Origin of the sequence: Granulicella cerasi, assembly GCF_025685575.1 — a bacterium.
Taxonomy (GTDB): Bacteria; Acidobacteriota; Terriglobia; order Terriglobales; family Acidobacteriaceae; genus Granulicella; species Granulicella cerasi.
The window spans coordinates 387,990-409,438 of record NZ_JAGSYD010000001.1 but is presented as its reverse complement, the minus strand read 5'-3'; the positions used below and the strand labels follow the sequence as shown (position 1 = coordinate 409,438).

Below are 21,449 nucleotides of genomic sequence, written 5' to 3'. Positions count from 1 at the left end.
GCAGCCTGATAGCATCGCACTACTCTATGCGCAAAGTTCTGCTCGCCACGACGCTGTTGCTCGTCGGTTGCCACACCATGCCTTACACACCGCCCGAAAAGCCCATGCCGCCGAACACGATCCTGCTCTCGCAGATGATGCGCGAGCTCACGGCCGAGCATCCGCAACTCGTGGAGCAACTCGTTGCGCAGATCAACGACACCGGCAAGAAGGGCCCGGCGTACCTCACGCCGAAGCTCGCCGACGAACTCCGCAAACGCATCCTGGGCCGCGACTGGGGCGGACTCGATCGCTTTCCCGGTTGGACGATGAGCGAGGTGAACCCGACCGTGCGCGTGGTCTCGCACTTCGCCGGCAAGAGCGACAAGCTCGAAGGCCTGAGCGCCGCGCATCCCGGTTCACCCACTCCAGCGCTGAGCGATGAGCAGACACGCAACTTCATCGACCTCGGGCCTTACATGCTCGAGCGCGGCCATCATGTCTCGCTCGATGAGCCTTCGACCTTGCCGCCCTTCAGCACGCAAGGTCTCGTGAGCGAACTCGGCGCAGGCGTCACACGTGGCGATGGCGCGAACGACCTCGCGCCCGAACATGCGGAGTCGCAACGACTCGCCGATGTAATGAACCGCCTCGCGTTGAACGACTACGACAACGCGCGATCGTTCTCCGCAAGCGTTGAGGAACACTCCGCTACGACGCCGCAGCAACTCATCACCGCGCTGCAGCAGAGCGGGCACACCGTTACGGTCATCGACGCGCGCTACTTCGCGAACTTCGGCCACTTTCATTTCCGCGGGCAGGACGTGATGATGCCATTCTGGATCAACACGCAGATCGCCGTGCCGCATACAGGCAGCCTCCTGCATCGCGATCGCCCGCTGCTCATCCCCGTTTCGCACGCGGAGTACGAATGGCAGATTCGCGGGCCGAAGATCAACGCCGACATCAGCTACTACTTCGGCATCGACGGCAAAAGCGAATGGCGCACCATGGACACGCTCGATCAACCGTGGGTGTTGAAGCGCGCCGCACACACCTACACCGGCGAGCAAGCCGTCGAGGTCACGCGCCTCGCTGGACTCATCACCGTGGCCTTCATGCGCCAGCACGCCAAGCGCCCCACGCTGCCCTTCGGCGGCTACTACGCGCTCGGTGTCTGCCAGGACGGCGTCTCCGCCATCGAGCGCAAGATGACCGGCAAGGTCACACTCTTTCCGAACACCGCTGACGCGTCGCTCTTCGACGATCCGCGCGATGCCGAGGTAAACGCGATGATGGCCGCGATCCCCAAGGACCGCGCGGGCGCGCTGCCCGAGCCTGAGCGCATCTTCGGATCGCTGCCCACGGACGACTTCGCGAAGATCACGATCCCTGGTCTCGCCGATGACCTGCGCGCAACGCATGACGCGTGGCAAGCAGGCACACTCCGCCGCACACATGGATGGCTCTACTATGCGGCCATCTACGCCGGCGCGGCTGTGCTCGCCGGCGCGGCGTTAGCGCTCGCGTATCGCAGGCGCAGCCAATAAGCCGGGTGCCCCACATCTCGATTTTTGAGATGTGGGAGAGCGATACTGCCTGGCCTTGATCAATTTCTCTGAAAACCCAGGTCTCAAAAATCGAGACCTGGGGCACCCGTCCGTTGCGATGGGGTGACACCATCGTCAGCGCTCGAGCACGAACGGGTAGGGCACGACTTCGGTCGTGCCGTCAGTACACGTGATCGCGAGCGGCTTCAGCCGCTGAGGTGCGTCTGGCCATGCAACGTCGCTACAGCCTCATGCACTCCAACAATGCTGGAGGCTTCACCCATGGCAACGAAAAAGGCTGCAAAGAAGAGCGTCAAGAAGGCCGCATCGAAGAGGACCACCAGCAAGAAGTCTGCGGTGAAGAAGACGACAGCAAAAAAAGCTACGCCGAAGAAGGCCACGCGGAAATACAGTCCTGCGGCCGGCAAGAAGGTCGAGACCGAAATGCGCGAGATGAAGCAGGGCAAGCTGAAGAGCGGTTCTGGCCAGAAGGTCACGAACCCGAAGCAGGCCATTGCGATCGCGTTGAATGAAGCGCGCAAGGAAGGCAAGAAGGTTCCACCCGCGCCGAAGAAGTAGCCTCGATACCGTGGCGTCCCCTGGCGACCTTCGCGCTCTTTGCGTCAAGGGCTTTCCTCAGTCGAGGCACAGATGCAAAAGACTTCGACGCAAAAGACTTCGATGCAAAGGGCGCGTAGAGCGCGAAGGTACGCCAAGGCATTGAAGCGCGACATACACTAGAGCCATGCTCGCCGCGATCGCGCTTGGCTCCAACCTCGAAGGCACCTTCGGCTCGCCGGAAGAAAATATCCGCGCGGCCTTCCTGCGTTTGAGCGCACTGGGCGAGGTGAAGGCGACGTCATCGCTCTACGTCACGACACCTGTCGGCTATCTCGATCAGCCGAACTTCGTGAACGCTGCGGCACTGCTGGAAACGCAACTCGCGCCCCTCGAGCTACTGCGTGGTCTGCTCGCGATAGAACGTGAGTTTGGTCGTGATCGTTCCGCCAACGCGATCAGCAAAGGCCCCCGCACGCTCGATCTCGACCTGCTGCTCTACGGCGAGGAAGTGATGAACACTGAAGAACTCACGCTCCCGCATCCTGCGATGCACGAGCGTCGCTTCGTGCTGGAGCCGCTCGCCGAGATCGCGCCGACTCTGCTGCATCCAACGTTGCAAATAACGATTGCCGAGCTTCTCTCCGCGCTCTCTGCGTAAAACTCTGCGCCCTCTGCGTTCTGGTCTTCTCCAGCACGGTAAGGATGCCGACAGAGAACAGAACGCAGAGGGCGCAAAGGAAAGACTTCGCAGAAGCGCTGAGTTATCGAAGCGTGATCACACTCTCCGTGCGATCGGCATCGGTGTACAGCACCTGCTTCTCCGTCATCGTCTGCACCTTCACATCCAGCGGCATCGAGAACGTCGCCACCGGCGCATCGACCATGCACGCCACCCAGTGGATGCAGTTGATCTGCTTCGGCACGCCCACGTGGTTGTTCTGCTGAATCAGCATCAGGTGCATCGGCGGATTGTCATTCTCCACCAGCACTTCATTGTTGAAGTTGATGAAGACCTGCGCGCCGTTCTCCTCGATGCCGTTATGCGTTACCTTCGACAGCGGATCGCGCACGTAGATCTGATCACGCTTCACCACGATGAAGACCACCAGCAACAGAACCACCAAACCGAAAATCCACTTCATCCTGCGCTCCTCTTACTGCTTGTCTTTTTCTTCGTGGTACTCCTGCTCGGTGTTGATGCCCCACACCGCGCGCTTGTCCACCACACCGTTTGCGGCGATGCCATCGACGACGGCCATCGCCGTCAGCATCGAGTGGTCCTGGTTGTTGTACTTGTGCATGCCGTTACGGCCCACAAGATAGAGGTTCTCGAAACCATCCACCCACGAGCGCAGCTCGTCGAAACGCGAGTACGTACCGAAGTACGCAGGATACGTCTTCGGCACACGCACTACATGCCCGTCGAGCACATCCGCCGTCTTCAGGATGCCGATCTTCTCGAGCTCCGACGCGGCGAACTTCTTCAGCTCTTCATCCGGCATCGCCCATAGCGGATCGGTCTCATAGCAGAAGTACTCCAGCCCCAACCAGACCTTCGACGGATCGCTCACCATGTACGGGCTCCAGTTGTTGAAGACCTGCAGGCGACCGATCGTCACGTCCGGCTCTTGAATGTAGATCCACGTGTCTTTGATTAAGGAAGACCCGCCAAGGCCGCCGTCAGGCTCCTTCACCGATAGCTTGTTCACCAGCAGGCCCACCGTGACGAAGTCGCGATACTCCAGGCCATCGCTCACCTCGCGCACGTTCGCAGGAACGCTCGCGCCACCAGCTTCAAGCGCGTGCGTCAACTCGCGCATCGGCATCGTGGAGAGGAAGTGATCGCCTGTAATGATGCGGGTTTCACCGGCTTCGTTTGTGGCTTCGACGCCGGTGACGCGGCCACCTTCGGCGATGACACGAACCACCTTCCAACCCATTTCGATCGTGCCACCGTTCGCGACGATCTTCTCGGCGACGTGCTCCCAAAGCTGGCCCGGGCCGAACTTCGGGTAGAGGAAGCGCTCGATCAACGAGGTGTCTGTCTTCTTCTGCGCGACATCGTTCTTATCGCTCTTCTCGACGGTGAACGCCTTCTTCACGAAGTGCTTCAGCGCGGTCGTCAGCGAGAGGCCCTTGATGCGTTGCGCGCCCCACTCCGCAGAGATCTGATCGCACGGTACACCCCATACCTTCTCCGTGTAGCTCTTGAAGAAGGTCAGGTACAGCTCGCGACCGAAGCGATTGATGAGGAAGTCTTCGAGGCTCTTCTCGTTCTTGATCGGCGACACGCGCGACGCGATGTAGCTCATGCCGATCTTCGACATGCGCGCCGGGCCAAGGTTCTTGATCGTGTTGCCCGTCAGCTTGATCGGGTAATCGAAGAACTTGCGCAGATAGTAGATGCGGCTCTTGCGCGGACGCACGAGCATCACCAGATCGCTCGATTCCGGCTCATGTGTCTCGATGACGAGGCTCTCAGTGGCCTCCAGCGGCACGTCGCTCTCGTCGGTGTCGACAGGCACAACCAGCGGACCCATGCCGCGCAGCGGAGGATGCTCTGGCGAAGCCGCCGGCACCTCGATCTTGCGTTGCTTGCCCTGGTAACTAATCTCCACTGCCTGCGAAAGGCCGGTCGGAGCATCGGTCGCGTCCACGTCGGGTGGCATCAGGTCCATCCACCACTGCATCACGCGGTCCGACTTCGAGAAGAAGCGGTGACCACCGATGTCCATGCGGTTGCCTTTGTAGCGGATGGTGCGCGAGATGCCGCCGATTTCCTGCGATGCTTCGAGGATCACGACCTCCGCACCGAGCTTGCGCTGAAACTCCAACGCCGCTGTCAGACCCGCAGGGCCCGCTCCAATGATTACGACCTTCACAACGACTCCCATGCGAGAAGCAGCGCGTGTGCGCGGAACCTGCTCGCGAGATCTCTATCTCAATGCTGCCAGAATACCGGTGGCGTAGAAGCGGTGCGCGGCGATCCACGGTGTCGACAGGACGACTACTAAAAATCCTACTCCGAATACCCACACCACACCGCGACCGATAGGAGATTCCAGAATGCGACCTCGGCCTCTCCACAACAGGAAAAGGAACGGCAGGAACGGGAGATAGTATCGCGACTGAACCCCGATCAAAAGGTGCGAACCCACGGGCGTAGTCGCAAGATACTGCGCCAGGCTGATGCCGAAGACCGCCACCAGCACCGCGAACAGAACCAGCAGACGCGAAGCTCTGCGGCGCAGCCCCGGCGACGGCGTAGCCAGCAGCATCACCACGCATCCCGCCATCAGTACCAGATAGAACGCTGAGGGCAGGAAGACGTCGTTGATGCCCATCAAACCGAAGCCCTTCACGAAGAGACCCGGCGCGTCCTTCAACGTCGCCACCACCAGCCAGAAAAGCCCCATCACCGGGTTCGACTTCAGATGCGCTGTCTGTGCAGCGACGTCACATCCTTGCGTGCAGAGGAAGAGGCCGATGGGATGGGTGGCATGTTGCCAGACAGCGATCGCCAGCAGGAACGGCGCGGCCGTCCACACAGGACGCAGATAGTCACGAAGTGATGCGGTCTCGGCTTCCATCACCGGCAGCCACAGCGCCAGCAGCAGCATGACGTAAGGAACGCGCGCTGCCGCGCAGGCGCACAGCAGCATCACCGTCACAGCCAGCTCTGCAAAGGTCTGTTGACGCCGCGCGACGAGAGCGCGCGAAAGGATACTCATCGCCAACGTTGCCAACACAAGCAGCAAGGCGTCCTGCGAGCACGACGCGTTCAGACTCAGCACCGTCGGCAGCAGAAGCACACAGAAAAGCACCGGGCGCCAACACTTCGCCAACGTCAACGCAAGCCAACCCAGACCGACCGCGAGCAGCACATTGCACAGCCGCGCTAACCGCAAAGTAGTGACGACGGAGAGATGGAGATGTTGCCCAAGGAACCAGCCCGCCAACTGCGGCAGATACAGCGTGGGCGGATAGATCGCAGTGTTCTGATACGGCTGATAGGTCGCGGTAGCGCTCCATGCGGCTCGCTTCTGCTCCGCGAGACGCGACAAAGGAAAGCGACCGTCAGGGAACTGGCTCGCCTTGGCATATCGAAGACCGAGCGCGCCATTCACCTGTGACGTAACGCGTCCCACCTCATTCACACCGTCGTTCACGTTGGAGCCAGTGTCCGCGCCAGCGGGCTGCAACATCCAATGGCCCTGCAACAGCCCTAGAGCGCGTTCTACATGCGCGGTCTCGTCGGGCGTGTACAGAGGGGGCGTAATCCAGCAGAGCATTGCGCCCACGAAGAGTGCGACCAACAGATAAAGTGTCGGCAAACGGCGCAGCCAGAGCGTTTCAGTTGGAGCGGAGTGCATTGGCGTAAAAGGCCCCCAGCGAGCATGTTCGCGCGCTCTATTGGATCTATCCAAGGATGCCGAGATTGTATCGTTTCCTCGAAGCGCGCTCGATAGCGGCCTTGATACCCAACCCCCGGCAAAAAGAAAGAGGCAGAGCTCTTCGCCCTGCCTCCAACGGCTCGAGATGCTTGCGCTTAGGCGCGAGTCGCCTCGAAGCTCAACTTGCCGGTCGCGTCCGCGTCGAGTTGCACGCGATCACCATGCAGCACACTGCCGTCGAGGATCTTCATCGCCAGCGGGTCCTGCACCAGGCGCTGGATCGCCCGCTTCAGCGGTCGAGCTCCATACGCGCGGTCGTAGCCCGCCTTGAAGATCGCTTCACGCGCTGCGTCCGTCAGGTCGAGCGTGATGCGGCGCGCTTCGAGCAGCTTGCGCAGATCGTTCAGACGAAGGTCCACGATGTGCGTCAACTGCGACTCACCCAGCGGATGGAAGACCACAATATCGTCCACGCGGTTCAGAAACTCCGGCCGGAAGTGCTGCTTCAACGAATCGATCACGCGCGCCTTCGCATCTTCAAAGCCCTCCTCACCATCGCTCCACGCGCTCGTCAGATTCTGCGCGCCGATGTTCGACGTCATGATGAGCACCGTGTTCTTGAAGTCCACCGTGCGTCCCTTCGAGTCCGTCAGACGACCGTCATCGAGCACCTGCAGCAGCACGTTGAACACATCCGGATGCGCCTTCTCGATCTCGTCGAACAGCACCACCGCATACGGCCGACGGCGCACCGCTTCGGTTAACTGCCCGCCTTCATCGAAGCCCACATATCCCGGAGGCGCGCCAATCAAGCGTGCCACCGCATGCTTCTCCATGTACTCGCTCATGTCGATGCGCACCATCGCGTTCTCGTCATCGAACATGAACTCGGCCAGCGCACGCGCGGTCTCCGTCTTACCCACGCCCGTCGGGCCGAGGAAGATGAACGAGCCCATCGGCTTCTTCGGGTCGCTCAAGCCTGCACGCGAGCGGCGAATCGCATTCGCCACAACGGTCAACGCTTCATCCTGCCCGACGACGCGCTCGCGCAGGCGCTGCTCCATCTTCGTGAGCTTCTCCACTTCGCCTTCGAGCATCTTGTTCACCGGAATGCCGGTCCACTTGGAGACGATCTTCGCGATGTCCTCCTCATCAACCTCTTCCTTCAACAAACGACTCGGCGACGAACCGGGTGCCCCGGCTCTCGCTTCTGAGACCTGGGTGGTTGCGGCGACAAAGCCATCCTGCTCCGCCGTCAACTCTGCGAGCTCACGCTCCGCCTGCGGAATCTCGCCGTACTGCAACTCCGCTGCACGCTGCAGATCGCCCTTACGCGTGGCCTGCTCGGCCTCGAAGCGCAACTGCTCGAGCTTCTCCTTCAGAGCAGCGATCTCACCGATCGCACCGCGCTCTTTCTGCCAACGAGCACGGAGACCCGCAGCCTCTTCTTTCACCTCGGCAAGCTCGCGTTCGACCTCGACCAAACGCTCACGCGAGTTGGGATCGTCCTCGCGCTTCAGCGCATTCTTCTCGATCTCCAGCGACACCGCTCGACGGTCAAGATCATCGATCTCTACCGGTACCGAGCCGATTTGAATCGCCAACGCAGCCGCAGCTTCGTCCACAAGATCGATCGCCTTATCCGGCAGGAAGCGGTCGCTGATGTAGCGATGCGAAAGCTCCGCCGCCGCGACAATCGCCGAGTCCTTGATCCGCACCTTGTGGTGCGTCTCGTAGCGCTCGCGCAGACCGCGCAGAATCGCAATCGTGTCCTCCACGTTCGGCTCGCCGACGTAGACGATCTGGAAGCGGCGCTCCAGCGCAGCATCCTTCTCGATGTACTTGCGGTACTCATTCAGCGTCGTTGCGCCGATCGCTCGCAACTCGCCACGAGCCAACGCGGGCTTCAGCATGTTGCTCGCGTCGATCGCACCTTCCGCCGCGCCAGCGCCCACCAGCGTATGCAGCTCGTCGATGAAGAGAATGATCTCGCCGTTCGACTCCTCAATCTCCTTCAGCACGGCCTTCAGGCGGTCTTCGAACTCACCGCGAAACTTCGCACCCGCGAGCATCGAGCCGAGGTCCAGTGAGATCACGCGCTTGTCGCGCAGAATCTCCGGCACATCGCCCTGCACGATGCGGCGCGCGAGGCCTTCAACGATCGCCGTCTTACCCACGCCGGGCTCACCAATCAGCACAGGATTGTTTTTGCTGCGGCGCGAGAGCACCTGGATCGCGCGACGAATCTCCTCATCGCGCCCGATCACCGGATCGAGCTTGCCGCGACGTGCGAGTTCCGTCAGGTCCTTGGCATACTTCGCCAACGCCTGAAACTTACCCTCAGGGTTCTGGTCGGTCACGCGCTGCGAGCCGCGCACCGCCTGCAGCGCCTTCAAAATCGCATCATGCGTCGCGCCCTGCGCGGCCAGCGCCGTCTGCACAGGCTCGCCCTTGGCGCTGCTCAGCGCCAGCAGCAGATGCTCGGTCGAGACATACTCATCCTTGAAGTTGTCCGCTTCCTTGAACGCCTGGTCGAGCACCTTCGTCAACGCCTGCCCCATCCCGGGCTGCGCGCTCGCGCCCTGCACCTTGGGCAGCTTGTTGATCGCCGCATTGACCTCGGCCAGCAGCTTCTGCGCGCCCACGCCGATCTTCTCCAGCACCGGCAGCACGACGCCTTCCTTGTCCTCCAGCAACGCCGCGAGCAGATGCACGGGCAGCACCTCAGGATTGCCATACTCCCCGGCCAAACCCTGCGCGCCCTGCAGCGCTTCCTGCGACTTCACCGTCAATTTGTCCCACTTGATCGCCATAAACGACACCTCACACACGAAACTCTATGCCTGTTGGATGCATGGTGCAATGAAAAAGTTACATTATGTGAGTCGATCACACTCATATACGGGGTTCAATGTCCTTACAGGTGGGCTATCCGCTCAAAATGAATGGCTTAGCTATGCCTTCAGCGTCTTTACCACCGCCAGAACCCGCCGCAAAGTCGCCGAAACCGGCTTCTCAAGCCGCCAAACCGCTCTCACGGCCACCTCAAGTTCGGCGGCCTGCAACGGTCGCAGCGCCAACCCGGGCCTGATCCCGTGCTCGGCCGCAGCGGGCACCAGCGAGACACCCAACCCCTCCGCCGCGAGCGAAAGCGCCGTCTGCACCTGCTCCACAGGCTGGAGCCGCCGAGGCGTCGTGTGCTCGGTGGCAAAGGTCCGCAGGATCGCATCATGCAGCGTCGGGGCCAACTCGCGTGTGGGCAGAAAGAGCGTTTCGTCCGCCAGGTCCTTCGGCCTCAGCGCCGCCCGGGCGGCCAGGCGATGGCGACGCGGCAGAGCCACCACCAACCGCTCGCGCCCCAGTAGGTGCGAGGCCAGCGCAGGAGGAACCTCGGCCGCCTGGAGCAGTCCCAGGTCCAGCGTGCCCGCCGCCAGCGCCTCAAGCTGCACCGTCGGTTGCCACTCGTGCAGATGCACCTCCAGCTTCGGCATCGCCTGCCGTAGTCGTCGCAGCAGCGTAGGCAGCAGCGCAAAGCTCGCGGTCGAAACAAAGCCCAGCGCAAACGATCCGCCTTCTCCTGCTGCGGTGCGCCGGGCCTCGGCGGCGGCGAACTCTGCGTCACGCAGCAACGTCCGCGCGCGCTCGAGAAACGCCGCACCTGCAACGGTGAGCTCCACCTTGCGCTGGTTGCGCTCGAGCAGCCGCACACCGAGTTCCTCTTCCAGCTGTTTTATCTGAAGACTCAAGGCCGGCTGCGCCACATGCAGACGCTCGCCCGCACGGCGAAAGTGCAGTTCCTCGGCGACGGCCACAAAGTATCGAAACTGACGAAGCTCCATGCGAAGCATGATAACGATTCTGTCTCAATCCACACGAGATTTATGATCACTGGCGCACTACTGCCGCGCGAACCTAGAGAGTGATGTATGCCCCAGAGCCGCACACCCTTGCTCCCGCTCCCCCCGAAGGCCGTCGCGGCATCGCCCTCGCAGGCACCCTGACGCTACTCTTCGTTGCCTGCTTCACCGTGATGGTAGGCAGCGTCATCGCGCCCGCACTGCCGTCGATCGCCATGCATTTGCAGTGGCCGTGGTCGCCCGGATGGCTGGTGACGATTCCGTCGCTCGGCGTGGTGATCTTTGGACCGCTCGCGGGCAAGCTCATCGACCGTCACGGCGGACGCTCCGTCCTCTTCATCGGTCTCGCGCTCTACGGAACGCTCGGCATGATGGGCGCTATGTTCACCGCATCGCCGTGGCTGCTGCTCGCCGACCGCCTCCTGCTCGGCGGATCCACCGCACTCGCCATGGCCGCAGGCACAACGCTCATCGCCGAACATTTCCAAGGCGCAGAGCGCCTGCGCATGATCGCGCGACAGGGCATGGCGATTGAGTTTGGAGGCGTCCTCTTCCTCGCCGCTGGAGGAGCGTTAGGCCGCCTTCACTGGAGCGCACCCTTCACGCTGTACGTGCTCGCGTGGCCTTGCGCCGCACTCGTGCTTCTCTGCCTGCCCGCGAGCGCACGCCATCCCGACGCGTCAGTCGACAACAGCGCGTCGCCAAACCTGCGCACCATGCACACGCTCGTCGAAGCCACGCTCTGCATGGCAATCTTCTTCGTGGCCTATACCGCGCTTCCGCTCGCGCTGGCATCACGATTTGGTGATAGCGAATCGCGCATCGGCTACCTGATGGCGTTGATCTCCATCGTCGCCGTGCTCGTGGCTGCGATGCTGCCAAGGATCAACCAGAGCGTCGCGTTGGGCAGACTCATTCCGTTCGCGCTGCTGCTGTTTGGCGTGGGACACCTTACGCTCGCGAGCAGTCACAGAACATCGACGGTCATCGTGGGACTCGCTCTTCTCGGCATCGGCTTTGCCTTCGCTATCCCTGTGGTCAACCACGAGATGATCGAGCGCAGCTCGCCCGCACAGCGAGGCCGGAACCTCGGTCTGCTCTCCGTGGCCATTTTCCTCGGGCAATTCCTTTCCTCCTTCGCAGGACTCGCCAGCGCAGACAGCTTCACAACGTTACGCCTCACCGGTTTGTTGTCTCTCGCCTGCGGCATCGTGTGGCTTCTGCTACGCGAGCGCATCGCGAACCCGCGTCACCACACCTACATCCACAGGAGCTAAACACCATGCATCGTCGCAGATTTCTCACCGCTGCTGCCGGAACTGCACTCGCCGCCACGACACGCTTCGCGGCAGCGGAAGCCCCCGCGCCAACATCGAGCAAGCTCCGCACCGTCGCGCTCGAAGAGCACTTCATGGCGCCGGGATTCGTGGACTACTTCGCCGATACGTACCAGAACATCAGCCCTGCGCTCGCGCAGCGCGGCCTCAAGGCTCTCTCCGACTTCGGTGACGGACGCCTCGAGGTGATGGACGCCAACGGTCTCGATTATGCCGTGCTTTCACTCTCTGGCCCCGGCGTGCAGATTGAAAAAGACACAGCCACTGCCGTGCGCAAAGCGCGCGAGGTCAACGACCTGCTCGCACACGAGATGCAGAAGCGCCCCACGCGTTACGGCGGGCTCGCGCACCTCGCGATGCAGGACCCGAAAGCTGCAGCCGACGAACTGGAGCGCTCCATCACGCAGCTGAAGATGCAGGGTGCGATGATCAACGGCCAGACCAACGGCGCGTATCTCGACCTCGACAAGTTCAGCGTCTTCTGGGAGCGCGCCGCCGCGCTCGAAGCGCCGATTTACCTGCACCCCGGCAACCCCATCGACCATCCTGCGGTCTATGCAGGCCACGACGAACTGTGGGGCCCGGTCTGCTCGTGGAACTTCGAGACCGCCGCGCACGCGCTGCGCATGGTCTTCGCCGGCGTCTTCGAGCGCTACCCGAAGGCACGGCTCATCCTCGGCCACATGGGCGAGACGCTGCCGATCGAGCTGTGGCGCTTCGACAGCCGCTGGCCCATCTCGCATCGCGGCAACAAGACGCTGCCGCATCCGCCGTCGTACTACATCAAGCGCAACATCGCGCTCACCACCTCGGGCGTCTGCGACAGCATCGCGCTGCGTTGCGCCATCGACAGCATGGGTCTGGACAACGTGATGTTCTCTGTGGACTATCCGTTTGAGAAGACCGACGTTGCGATGAACTTCCTGCGCACCGCGAAGGTTACGGAGGCCGAGCGTCAGGCCATCGCGCACGGCAACGCCACGCGCCTGCTGCGTAACATGCCGACGGCCTAGCTGATGATGCGGGCCGTGCTACTCATTCGCGTCTTCGCGGCCCGCATACGGCGCATACATCAGCTGCGCAAACTCCATCGGGCCTTCCACGCCCTTCCAGCGTTTCTCAATCCACTCCAGCACCCACTTACGGCGATACGCCAGCGTGGTTGCAAGCTGCACATCAGCGTCAGGTGCTCGGCTCGCGATCACGTTGTTCAGCAGGAAGTCTTCGCCCTCTTTGCCGTGCAAAGCCAGCGCATAATCGCGCGCCTGCGTGGTCTGCTCTTCGTTGTCCGCCGTCTCCAGCCCGCGATAGACGCACTCCGACCAGCAGCGGTAGCCGTAGTGCGACGCGGCCTTGATGGCCGTCTGCAAGCCATCGGCCGAGACAAAACCGCGCTCTACAAACACTGACGCTGGATCATCAATGATGCTGCGGCTCAGCTTGTAATCCGCCTCAAGGTGCTCGCCGATGGTCTCGAGATACGTATCCATGCGCAGCACCCAGCGAAAGAGCCGCAAGGGTTCCAGCGCCATCGAGCAGCCGTTGATGACGTGCGCAGGCCAGTGGCCTTGCGGCATCAGCAGCAGCGTGCGCTCGTTGTCGCGCAGGCGGTCATAGATGCCATGCTCGCGCAGAATGTCGATGTGCATCCGGCGCGTGATGACCTCCATACCTTCGGGCAGTTCTTTGGTCTGCACGAAGCGCTCGCTCGAGGCGCGCTCGGCGAAGACAGCGTGCACGAGACACATTTCACGCAGTTCGCGTAACACCTCGGCGGAGGGTTCAGCCGTTCCGTAAATCGCCGTCGTGAAGGGAAGGATGCCTGGCGAACTTGGGGCCCGCTTGACCGGTTGCCCACCCCAGGCCAGCTTGCCCAACACAAACATCACACCGATGTAGACCCAGATGAGAACGAAGCCCGCTCCACCTGCCAGCGCAAGGCAGATGCCGACGATCGTGACCACGATGCTGAAGGGCAGCAGCAACAGATACAGCGCGCGCCAGAACGGCTTCCACGCACGCTTGTCTTTATGCAGTCGCGCCGCAGCGCGACGCGTATCTCTCCAGGTCTGCCCGTTGAGCACAACCTTCCAATAGTTGCGAGAGAACAGCAACTTCAGCAATGGCCACATCCGAGCATCTTACCGGGCGCGCGTCCGATCATCGGCGCACGCTTTCCACCGCGGGTTTATCCTGCTGAGGAAATCCAAAACCCCTTCGAGGACCTGCGTGAAAAAGGCTTTCTCCGCCGCTCTTGCACTCTCCGTCGCTGCCGTGGCCAGCGCGCAGAGCGCTGTCGTTCCGCCCGACGTCAACAAGCCCGTCATCAAAGACCACGCCATGGTCGTCAGCATTCAGCATGACGCCACCGATGCGGGCGTCGAAATCCTGAAGGCCGGCGGCAATGCCGTGGACGCGGCCGTGGCCGTGGGCTTCGCGCTCGCCGTGACGTATCCGCAGGCAGGCAACATCGGCGGCGGCGGCTTCATGCTCATCCGTCCCGGCACCGACAAGTTCGCTGGCGGCAAGCCGCACTTCCTCGACTACCGCGAGAAGGCACCAGCAGCCGCTTCGCGCGATATGTACCTCGACAAGGACGGCAACATCATCCCGAAGATGTCCACCGTCGGCTCCAAGGCTTCCGGCGTTCCCGGCACGGTCGCGGGCCTCACCTTCGCCGAGGAGCACTACGGTAAGCTCGGCCTGAAGCGCGTGATGCAGCCCGCGATCCACCTCGCGCGCGAAGGCTTCGTGCTCAGCGAGCAGGAAGCTAACAACTTCCACGGCTCCATCCTGAAGAACCAGCCCGAGAGCTATCGCATCTTCCAGCGCAACGGCAATTTCTACAAGTCGGGCGAGCTCTTCAAGCAGCCCGAACTCGCCGCCACGCTGCAGCGCGTGGCCGACAACCCCAGCGACTTCTACAAGGGCCAGCTCGCAGAGCAGATTGACCGCTTCGAGCGCGCTAACGGCGGCATCATCACCGCCGCCGACCTCGCCGCCTATGAGTGCAAGGAGCGCACGCCGCTCATCGGGCATTATCGCGGCCTGGAGGTGCTCACCTCGCCGCCACCGTCGTCCGGCGGTATCGTGCTGCTGGAGTCGCTCAATATCCTTGAAGGCTACGACCTGAAGAAGATCGGCGCGGACCGCTCGCCCGAGCAGATCCACCTCATCACCGAGGCCTTCCGCCGCGCGTACATGGACCGCGGCGACTACCTCGGCGATCCCGACTTCACCACCATGCCGCTGAAGCAGATGAACGATCCTGCCTACGCCGCAGCATGGCGCAAGACGATCGACCCGAAGATGGCAACGCCGTCGAAGGACCTCGTGCGCCCCACAGGCTTCATGCCCGAGCCGCCCAAGCAGGACGACAAGCCCGTGCATGAGTCGCCACAAACCACGCACTTCTCCGTGGTCGATGCCGACGGCAACGCGGTCAGCTCCACCTACACGCTGAACTTCCCGTACGGCTCCGGCATTACCGTCGCAGGGCTCGGCTTCCTGCTCAACGACGAGATGGACGACTTCGCCAGCAAGATGGGCGTGCCTAACGGCTTCGGCCTCATCCAGGGCCCGGCGAACGCAATCGCTCCGGGCAAGCGCCCGCTCAGCTCCATGACGCCGACGATCGTGAGCGAGTCGGAAAGTTGCATGACCGTGAAGCTGCGGAGCAAGCAGCAGGTCTGCCACCCCGGCAAGCTGCGCCTCGTGCTAGGCTCGCCCGGCGGCTCAACGATCATCACCACCGTCGCGAACGACCTCATCTCGGTCGTCGACAACAGCCTCGATATCCAGTCCGCCGCAGACGCTCCGCGCTTCCACCACCAGTACCTTCCCGACGTGCTGCAGTTTGAGAAGAAGTTTCCCGTGCCCGTGGTCGAAGCGATGAAGCTGCGCGGCTACACCACCAAGCGCGCAGCGGAGTTCGACGAGAAGTCCGCAGGGCAGTGGGGAGACAGCGAACTCATCGCCCGCGACCCGAAGACCGGCAAGCTGATGGGCGGTCACGACATGCGCCGCAACTACGGCAAGGCCGACGGCTACTAGAACGGAAAGTAGTTGAACCATTCAACCAAAGGCCTCCTTGCAAAGGGAGGCCTTTCTCACTACAGCGACTCCGTGTCCTTCGCGCAACTCTTGCGCACCATCGACAGGAACGAAGCCAGCAGAGGGCTCTTGTTCTGCGCACTCCAGGTCATCGCAATGCCGACATCCGTGTGTTCCGGTAGCAACGGCTCCAGGGCAAGGCCTGCTGTCACGATGCGTCGAATGCCGCTCGGCGCCAACGCCACACCAATGCCCGCTTCCACCAGCGAGACCACGCCCGGCCACGTTTTCGCGCGGCTCACCACATCAGGATCGATACCCGCCTCCGCGAGGATCTTCAGGATGTCTTCCGAGCGATAGCTCGCGCCGTTGCCATCGCGCAGCACGATCGGCTCGCTCGCCAACTCCTCCACCGCGACAGGAGCACCCGCCAGGCGATGGCCCTTCGGCATCATCACCATCATGCGTTCTGTATACAGCGGTTCCGAGTGATAGATATGGTCGAACGGCGCACGCAGCGGGCGGCTAAACGCCACATCCAGCGTGCCGTTGCCCAGCGCTTCCATCTGCTCGTGCGACAACATCTCGTGCAGCTCAAGGTTCACGCCCGGATTCGCCAGCTTGAACTCGCGAATGCTTTCGGTGAAGTACGAGCCGATGCCCCACGCGAAGAAGCCGATCGACAACGTTCCCACTTCGCCCGCAAGCGAACGCTTGAACGCCTTCGTTGCCTGCGCTCCCGCGTTCAGCACCTTGCGCGCCTCTGTGAGAAAGATCTTGCCCTGCTCAGTCAAGGCAAGCGGTCTGCTGCGACGCACAAACAGAGGACCACCCAGCTCGTTCTCGAGGTCGGCGATCTGTTCGCTGATCGCCGACTGCGAAACATACAACCGCTTACTGGCTTCTACAAACGAGCCACGATCGGCGACCGCAACAAAGTAACGAAGATGACGAAGTTCCATATCGTAGGGGTGCTATCGGAATCGCGCAGCCTGCACCGCAGAGCGCTTCGCTTCAGCATGGGCCACCGCCTGCTTGAACGCAAGGAAGTGTGCCGTACGCATATGCGCATCGCTCGCCGCCTGATTACGATACTCCTCAAGGAACATCACCGTGTTCGGGGTGTTCTGCGGCTCCAGCACCTCGAACTCCACCGTGCCAGTCTCCTTGCGTGTAGCGTTCGCGTTGATCTCACACTGCGCGAGGAACGCCTGAAATTTCTCCGGCGAGGTCGTATACGTGACGAACTTGTAGACCCGCGCCGGTGCTGCTGTCTGCGCATGGATCACACTTGCCGGCAACGCCACGACAAACACGGTAGCTCGCAGCATTTTGCGTAAGGCTGAACTCATCGATCCTCCTTCCGGGAAACGACTCTACGAATGTTGGCGAGCAAAGAAGCGCACCCGCACCTTCTGCACGCCAAGACGCTCCACACCTTCCGCAAACAGAGCGTAGTGCGGCGTTTGCAGGTGTGCATCGAAAGCTACGCGATCGTCATACACCTCATACAGCACGACGCTCTCCAGCGACTCTTCAGCCGTCGAGCAATCGAACTGGCGGCATCCTGGCTCGTCGGAGACCGAGTGCTCCGCATCGTAGCGGCACAGCTCCAGAAACTCACGTCGATTTTCCGCCGACACCTCAAACTCTGCAATGACGACAAATGCTGCCTTGTTGTTTTCCATATTTAGTACTCCGGCTTCTCGCCCTTTGCGGGCACTGAGGTAGGCACGCCATGCACGCCAGCATAAGTGATCAGCAAGACCGTGGGAACGTCACCCGACTCCCCGCGATGCACGTCGTCGACCGACTCCGCAAACGTCTCTCCCTGATGCACCACATGCGTCTTGCCGCTTGCACGATCATGCAAGGTCAGCGTACCCGAAAGCACGTAGCCTGCATTCGGTACAGGGTGTGAGTGCCATGGCAGCACCGAGTGCGGCGCAATCGTCAGCTTGATCATCGTCAACTCCGGCTGGCCCTTCGGGTATGTCGTGTAGGGTTTACCGTTCCATGACTGCTGCGACTGCAGCAGGATGTCGCGCTTGCCCGTCGCTCCCTGGTTCGGCGCATTCGTCTGCGCGCTCACCGCACCGGCGCTCATCGCGCTCAAGCTCACTGCTGCTGCAACCTTCGCGATTTTCATCGTCACCTCGGTTCTCCTTTGCTGCCTACGCTCTTGCTTGATTGGACGCGGAGACTCTGCGCTATGAACGCAGGAAGTTCCGTGTTCGTGCATCGGTGAAAGCGCACGATGCCCGAACCGGAGCGAGAATGGAAGCATGTCGCAGGAACTCTTCTCGCAGATCATCTCCGAAGTGCGCGCCTTCGCTCAGACCGCTCCCAGCCTCACCGCGCTGCAGGAGTTCGTCGTCGAACTCATCCCCACGCGCCTCAGCTACTACAACTGGACCGGCTTCTACATGCTCGATCCGGACGACGAAACGATGCTCGTACTCGGCGCCTTCCACGGTGCAGCCACGGAGCACACACGCATCCCGGTCACGCAGGGCATCTGCGGCGCGGCCGTCGCGCAGGATGCTACCGTCATCGTCGACGACGTGAACTCCGACCCGCGCTACCTCGCCTGCTCTCTCGAAACGAAGTCGGAGATCGTCGTTCCCATTCGCGTGAACGGCAAAGCCATCGGGGAAATTGACATCGACAGTCACGATCCAGCGGCCTTCTCCGCTGCCGACAGCGTCTTCCTCGAAGAGTGTGCCGAAATCATCGGCGAGTACATCGCACGCACCGCTTAGCCATCGCGCAGAACAAGAAGGAAGCCACCATGAAATCCGCAGTTGCCATCCGTCACGTCCACTTCGAGGGCCTCGGGTCGCTCGAGTCCGTCCTCAGCGCGCAAGGCTTCCACATCAGCTACTTCGACATCGGCGTCAGCGACCTCACGCGGATCGATCCGTTGCGGCCCGACTTGCTCATCGTGCTCGGCGCGCCCGTCGGCGTTTATGAGGACGAGCACTATCCATTCCTCGCCGTGGAACGCAATCTGCTCGCAAAGCGCCTCGACGCGAAGCTGCCCACGCTCGGCATTTGCCTGGGCGCGCAGCAGATCGCCTACACGCTCGGCGCTGACGTCGCGCCCACCAGCCACAAAGAGATCGGGTTCGCCACCATTGACCTCACCGATGAGGGTCGCCACTCGCCGCTGCGTCATCTGGATGGCGTGAAGGTGTTGCATTGGCATGGTGATGGCTTCGCCATCCCTGCAGGCGCCTCGCGCCTCGCGAGCACATCGCTTTGCGCCAACCAGGCTTTCGCGATCGACGAGTATGTGCTGGCTCTGCAGTTCCATCCGGAGATCGACAACGTCGCAGGGATGGAGCAGTGGCTCATCGGTCATGCCGCGGAGCTCGGCGAAGCGAAGATTGATCCGCGCACAATTCGTAACGATGCCGCAGCATGCGTCGCGCCGCTCCGCAACGCCGCGCAAAGGCTCTTCTCCGAGTGGCTCATGCAGCTCTAGCTACAGCGGCGGCTTCAAAGCGAGCAATAGATCGGGCTGCCGTGAGGCAGCCGCGATTTTTTCGCGTTGTGTTTACTGGCCGATCGGCGGATCGAAGACCGCATCGAAGATGCGCGCCGCGATGATCTTCGATATCTTCGGATCGAATAGATGCGGATCGAACTTCATCTCCACCTGCAGCGCGTACATGAGCGCAAACACGGTATGGATCGACACGGTGCGCGGCAGTGCGTGCTTGCCTTTACCCGGAGAGCCGAGCATCGCGGTGTACACCGTCTCTTCGTTGTCCGGGATGATGGACTTGTAGAGTTGTGCCAGCCGCGCGCGCACATCTGGATGCCGAATCGTATAGAGCCGGAACTCCAGCAGAAGCAGCCCAAACGTATCGTCATCCACCATGTGGATGTAGTGCTCGCGCATGGCCGCGACATTGCCTGCAACAGAGTCGGACTTGGCCAACTGCGCGCGCATGCGCGCACGACGCTCCAGCGCAGCGGCCTCTACCAGCGCAATGAAGATCTCTTCCTTGTTTTTGAACTGCGCATAGATCGCGCCCTTGGTGCGTCCAGCGAGCTTCGCAATCTCGGCTAGATCGGCCTTCTCGTAACCATCGCGCACGAAGATCTCTCGAGCCGCACGCAGCAACAACTCGCGCGTCTCTTTCGTCTTCATCTCGTGCTTGTTTTGTTTTGCGGGAGCCATAGGCGTGCTTTCCATCCTAGTAGAAAGCACGCCTTCGCTCACACTCACAGGCAGCAACGCGGCCTGCGACGGCTCCATCACATTCATGAACGGGGCTCCGTCATCTGCGCGGCGACCATCTGGTTCGACGGCTGGTCCGAACCACCTAACGCGTCCTTGCCGCCATCGCGCTTCAGCATCCTGGCGTAGTGCTTAGCCAACTGCTTGGCCACCGCGTCCGCGACCTCGGTGCTCTCGGACTCCGTGCGCACCGTCGCTTTGATCGCGTCCGTTGTCTTCACGCCCGTCGCATCGTCGATGAACGAAACCGAAAACTTCATCTGCGTCGCGCTGGTGAACATGCCGATCGGCCCCATGGCCGCGCGCATCACCTGGTTGCCCTTCTTGTAGCCCTCGATGGCAACCTCCACCGTGTAGCGCGGGCAGTAAGTGCCGCCTGCGAGGACACCGTAGCGGTACACGCTGCGGCTGTTCCTGGCCTCCAGGCGATCGATGATGTGTTCGTAGACCAGGCCGCGATACGCTGCCGGCACGTCCACGCGGTTCCAGTCCGGGAACGCCACGAAGACACTGTCCGGGTTGATCGGCTTCTTGCCGCAACTGTCCGTCGCAGGAGCGGCGACGTAGGGAGCGCCCTGGGCAAAGCGCTTCAGCGCGAGCTCCGCCGAAGACGCTGGCAGATAGAACACCGCCGCGTGGTAGCCGCCGCGCGGGTCGCGGAAGTCGACCGTCAACATATCCACCCGGTGATGCATCATCGCCGCCGCAGCCATGCCGCCACCATCGGGGATCACCATGCGCATCAGGCGTCCACCTGTACCCCAAAGCTCCACGCGGTCGTTGCCCGCGCTTACTGCTGTAATCGCTGAACGCGGAATCGAGTACCGCGACGCCTTCGTCGTAAAGGTGAGGGAATCGCTCATCAACGCGAGCGTTCCCTTCGCCTTCGGCTTTACTTCCGGCAATCCGAAAGCATGTTGGGCCGTTTCACTCTTCCACTCGGCAGCAACAGCCGACAACGACGCGGGAGCGCTGGCCGGAGACTTCAAATCTTGTGCGCCCGCCTTCACAGAGAAAGGCGGGAGAGGAAACAACAGGGACACACCGACAACGCGGTACGCAATTTTGAAGAGCATGGGGAGACGCCTCCAATGACGTACTCATAGATATATACCTACCGGTACGCATTTACCATTTCTTACAACATTTTTTCTCCTTCCTTGACCAGGACGCGATCTCCACACCGCACCCACTATCTCCACATTTCCTTGGCACTCGCCCGAACCAGCGGAAATCCGGGGACGCATGATCGCCAGCAATGACGCGGTTTTGCGCGAGTTCTCCCTTAAGCCGACAGGTCTTCTCGCGTCTCTGCGGAAGCCGCTTGTGCGAAGTGTGTAAAACCGAGCACCCAACCGGAGCGGTGGTCCTTACCTTCCAAACCTTCCGATTTTTCTCGACCGGGTTTTGGAAACTTTGGCGCTCGCGAACCCCGCATGGATAGGGCATGGGGGCATGTTCTCCGCTTT

The 21,449-nt window shown here is 61.7% G+C and carries 20 protein-coding genes; 8 read left to right on the top strand and 12 right to left on the bottom strand.

Annotated features, from left to right (window positions below):
• Window positions 1–26 precede the first annotated feature (26 nt).
• The 3 genes from OHL11_RS01630 (at window position 27) to folK (ending at window position 2,748) form a co-directional block, all read left to right on the top strand.
• Window positions 27–1,529, top strand: coding sequence for a hypothetical protein (locus tag OHL11_RS01630; protein ID WP_263369728.1), 1,503 nt, complete (start codon window positions 27–29; stop codon window positions 1,527–1,529).
• A 282-nt stretch (window positions 1,530–1,811) separates the two neighbouring features.
• Entirely contained in the window at window positions 1,812–2,108 is a 297-nt protein-coding gene (locus tag OHL11_RS01625) for a DUF6496 domain-containing protein (protein ID WP_263369727.1), read from the top strand.
• Between the two features lie 166 nt (window positions 2,109–2,274).
• A complete protein-coding gene (gene folK, locus OHL11_RS01620) occupies window positions 2,275–2,748 on the top strand; it encodes a 2-amino-4-hydroxy-6-hydroxymethyldihydropteridine diphosphokinase (RefSeq protein ID WP_263369726.1) in 474 nt (157 codons plus the stop codon).
• A 103-nt stretch (window positions 2,749–2,851) separates the two neighbouring features.
• On the opposite strand, the gene OHL11_RS01615 is transcribed toward folK, so the two are convergent.
• The 5 genes from OHL11_RS01615 to OHL11_RS01595 form a co-directional block, all read right to left on the bottom strand.
• A complete protein-coding gene (locus OHL11_RS01615; RefSeq protein ID WP_263369725.1) occupies window positions 2,852–3,232 on the bottom strand; it encodes a hypothetical protein in 381 nt (126 codons plus the stop codon).
• Window positions 3,233–3,244: 12 nt separating this feature from the next.
• Window positions 3,245–4,984 (bottom strand): NAD(P)/FAD-dependent oxidoreductase, encoded by a 1,740-nt coding sequence (locus OHL11_RS01610; RefSeq protein ID WP_263369724.1) that lies wholly within the window; start codon window positions 4,982–4,984, stop codon window positions 3,245–3,247.
• A 42-nt stretch (window positions 4,985–5,026) separates the two neighbouring features.
• The gene (locus tag OHL11_RS01605) at window positions 5,027–6,424 is read right to left on the bottom strand and encodes a DUF2142 domain-containing protein (RefSeq protein WP_263369723.1); all 1,398 of its coding nucleotides are present in this window, start codon (window positions 6,422–6,424) and stop codon (window positions 5,027–5,029) included.
• A 215-nt stretch (window positions 6,425–6,639) separates the two neighbouring features.
• Window positions 6,640–9,297, bottom strand: a complete 2,658-nt coding sequence (gene clpB / locus OHL11_RS01600) for an ATP-dependent chaperone ClpB (protein WP_263369722.1) — start codon at window positions 9,295–9,297, stop codon at window positions 6,640–6,642.
• Window positions 9,298–9,438: 141 nt separating this feature from the next.
• On the bottom strand, window positions 9,439–10,332 hold the full coding sequence (locus OHL11_RS01595; RefSeq protein ID WP_263369721.1) for a LysR family transcriptional regulator: 894 nt from the start codon (window positions 10,330–10,332) through the stop codon (window positions 9,439–9,441).
• A gap of 74 nt (window positions 10,333–10,406) precedes the next feature.
• Between OHL11_RS01595 and OHL11_RS01590 the strand changes: the two genes are divergently transcribed.
• A complete protein-coding gene (locus OHL11_RS01590) occupies window positions 10,407–11,618 on the top strand; it encodes an MFS transporter (protein ID WP_263370465.1) in 1,212 nt (403 codons plus the stop codon).
• A 5-nt stretch (window positions 11,619–11,623) separates the two neighbouring features.
• The gene (locus OHL11_RS01585) at window positions 11,624–12,691 is read left to right on the top strand and encodes an amidohydrolase family protein (protein WP_263369720.1); all 1,068 of its coding nucleotides are present in this window, start codon (window positions 11,624–11,626) and stop codon (window positions 12,689–12,691) included.
• 18 nt (window positions 12,692–12,709) lie between these two features.
• Here the strand turns inward: OHL11_RS01585 and OHL11_RS01580 are convergent, their stop codons facing one another.
• Window positions 12,710–13,801, bottom strand: a complete 1,092-nt coding sequence (locus tag OHL11_RS01580) for a hypothetical protein (protein ID WP_263369719.1) — start codon at window positions 13,799–13,801, stop codon at window positions 12,710–12,712.
• A 106-nt stretch (window positions 13,802–13,907) separates the two neighbouring features.
• Here OHL11_RS01580 and ggt point away from each other — a divergent pair, with 106 nt between their 5' ends.
• Window positions 13,908–15,731, top strand: a complete 1,824-nt coding sequence (gene ggt / locus OHL11_RS01575; protein ID WP_263369718.1) for a gamma-glutamyltransferase — start codon at window positions 13,908–13,910, stop codon at window positions 15,729–15,731.
• Window positions 15,732–15,790: 59 nt separating this feature from the next.
• Here the strand turns inward: ggt and OHL11_RS01570 are convergent, their stop codons facing one another.
• The 4 genes from OHL11_RS01570 to OHL11_RS01555 are packed head-to-tail and all read right to left on the bottom strand — an operon-like array spanning window position 15,791 to window position 17,880.
• Window positions 15,791–16,693 (bottom strand): LysR substrate-binding domain-containing protein, encoded by a 903-nt coding sequence (locus tag OHL11_RS01570; protein WP_263369717.1) that lies wholly within the window; start codon window positions 16,691–16,693, stop codon window positions 15,791–15,793.
• A gap of 12 nt (window positions 16,694–16,705) precedes the next feature.
• Complete coding sequence (locus OHL11_RS01565; protein ID WP_263369716.1) at window positions 16,706–17,083, bottom strand: putative quinol monooxygenase; 378 nt, start codon at window positions 17,081–17,083, stop codon at window positions 16,706–16,708.
• Between the two features lie 24 nt (window positions 17,084–17,107).
• Complete coding sequence (locus tag OHL11_RS01560) at window positions 17,108–17,419, bottom strand: putative quinol monooxygenase (protein ID WP_263369715.1); 312 nt, start codon at window positions 17,417–17,419, stop codon at window positions 17,108–17,110.
• Between the two features lie 2 nt (window positions 17,420–17,421).
• Entirely contained in the window at window positions 17,422–17,880 is a 459-nt protein-coding gene (locus tag OHL11_RS01555) for a cupin domain-containing protein (protein WP_263370464.1), read from the bottom strand.
• Between the two features lie 136 nt (window positions 17,881–18,016).
• Between OHL11_RS01555 and OHL11_RS01550 the strand changes: the two genes are divergently transcribed.
• Both OHL11_RS01550 and OHL11_RS01545 read left to right on the top strand, forming a co-directional pair.
• Window positions 18,017–18,493, top strand: a complete 477-nt coding sequence (locus OHL11_RS01550; RefSeq protein ID WP_263369714.1) for a GAF domain-containing protein — start codon at window positions 18,017–18,019, stop codon at window positions 18,491–18,493.
• 29 nt (window positions 18,494–18,522) lie between these two features.
• Window positions 18,523–19,218: a glutamine amidotransferase gene (locus tag OHL11_RS01545; RefSeq protein ID WP_263369713.1), complete on the top strand. Its 696-nt coding sequence runs from the start codon at window positions 18,523–18,525 to the stop codon at window positions 19,216–19,218.
• Between the two features lie 72 nt (window positions 19,219–19,290).
• Here the strand turns inward: OHL11_RS01545 and OHL11_RS01540 are convergent, their stop codons facing one another.
• Both OHL11_RS01540 and OHL11_RS01535 read right to left on the bottom strand, forming a co-directional pair.
• Window positions 19,291–20,007: a TetR/AcrR family transcriptional regulator gene (locus OHL11_RS01540; RefSeq protein WP_263369712.1), complete on the bottom strand. Its 717-nt coding sequence runs from the start codon at window positions 20,005–20,007 to the stop codon at window positions 19,291–19,293.
• Complete coding sequence (locus tag OHL11_RS01535; protein ID WP_263369711.1) at window positions 20,004–21,056, bottom strand: hypothetical protein; 1,053 nt, start codon at window positions 21,054–21,056, stop codon at window positions 20,004–20,006. The genes OHL11_RS01540 and OHL11_RS01535 overlap by 4 nt, the downstream gene beginning before the upstream one ends.
• Window positions 21,057–21,449: the final 393 nt, after the last annotated feature.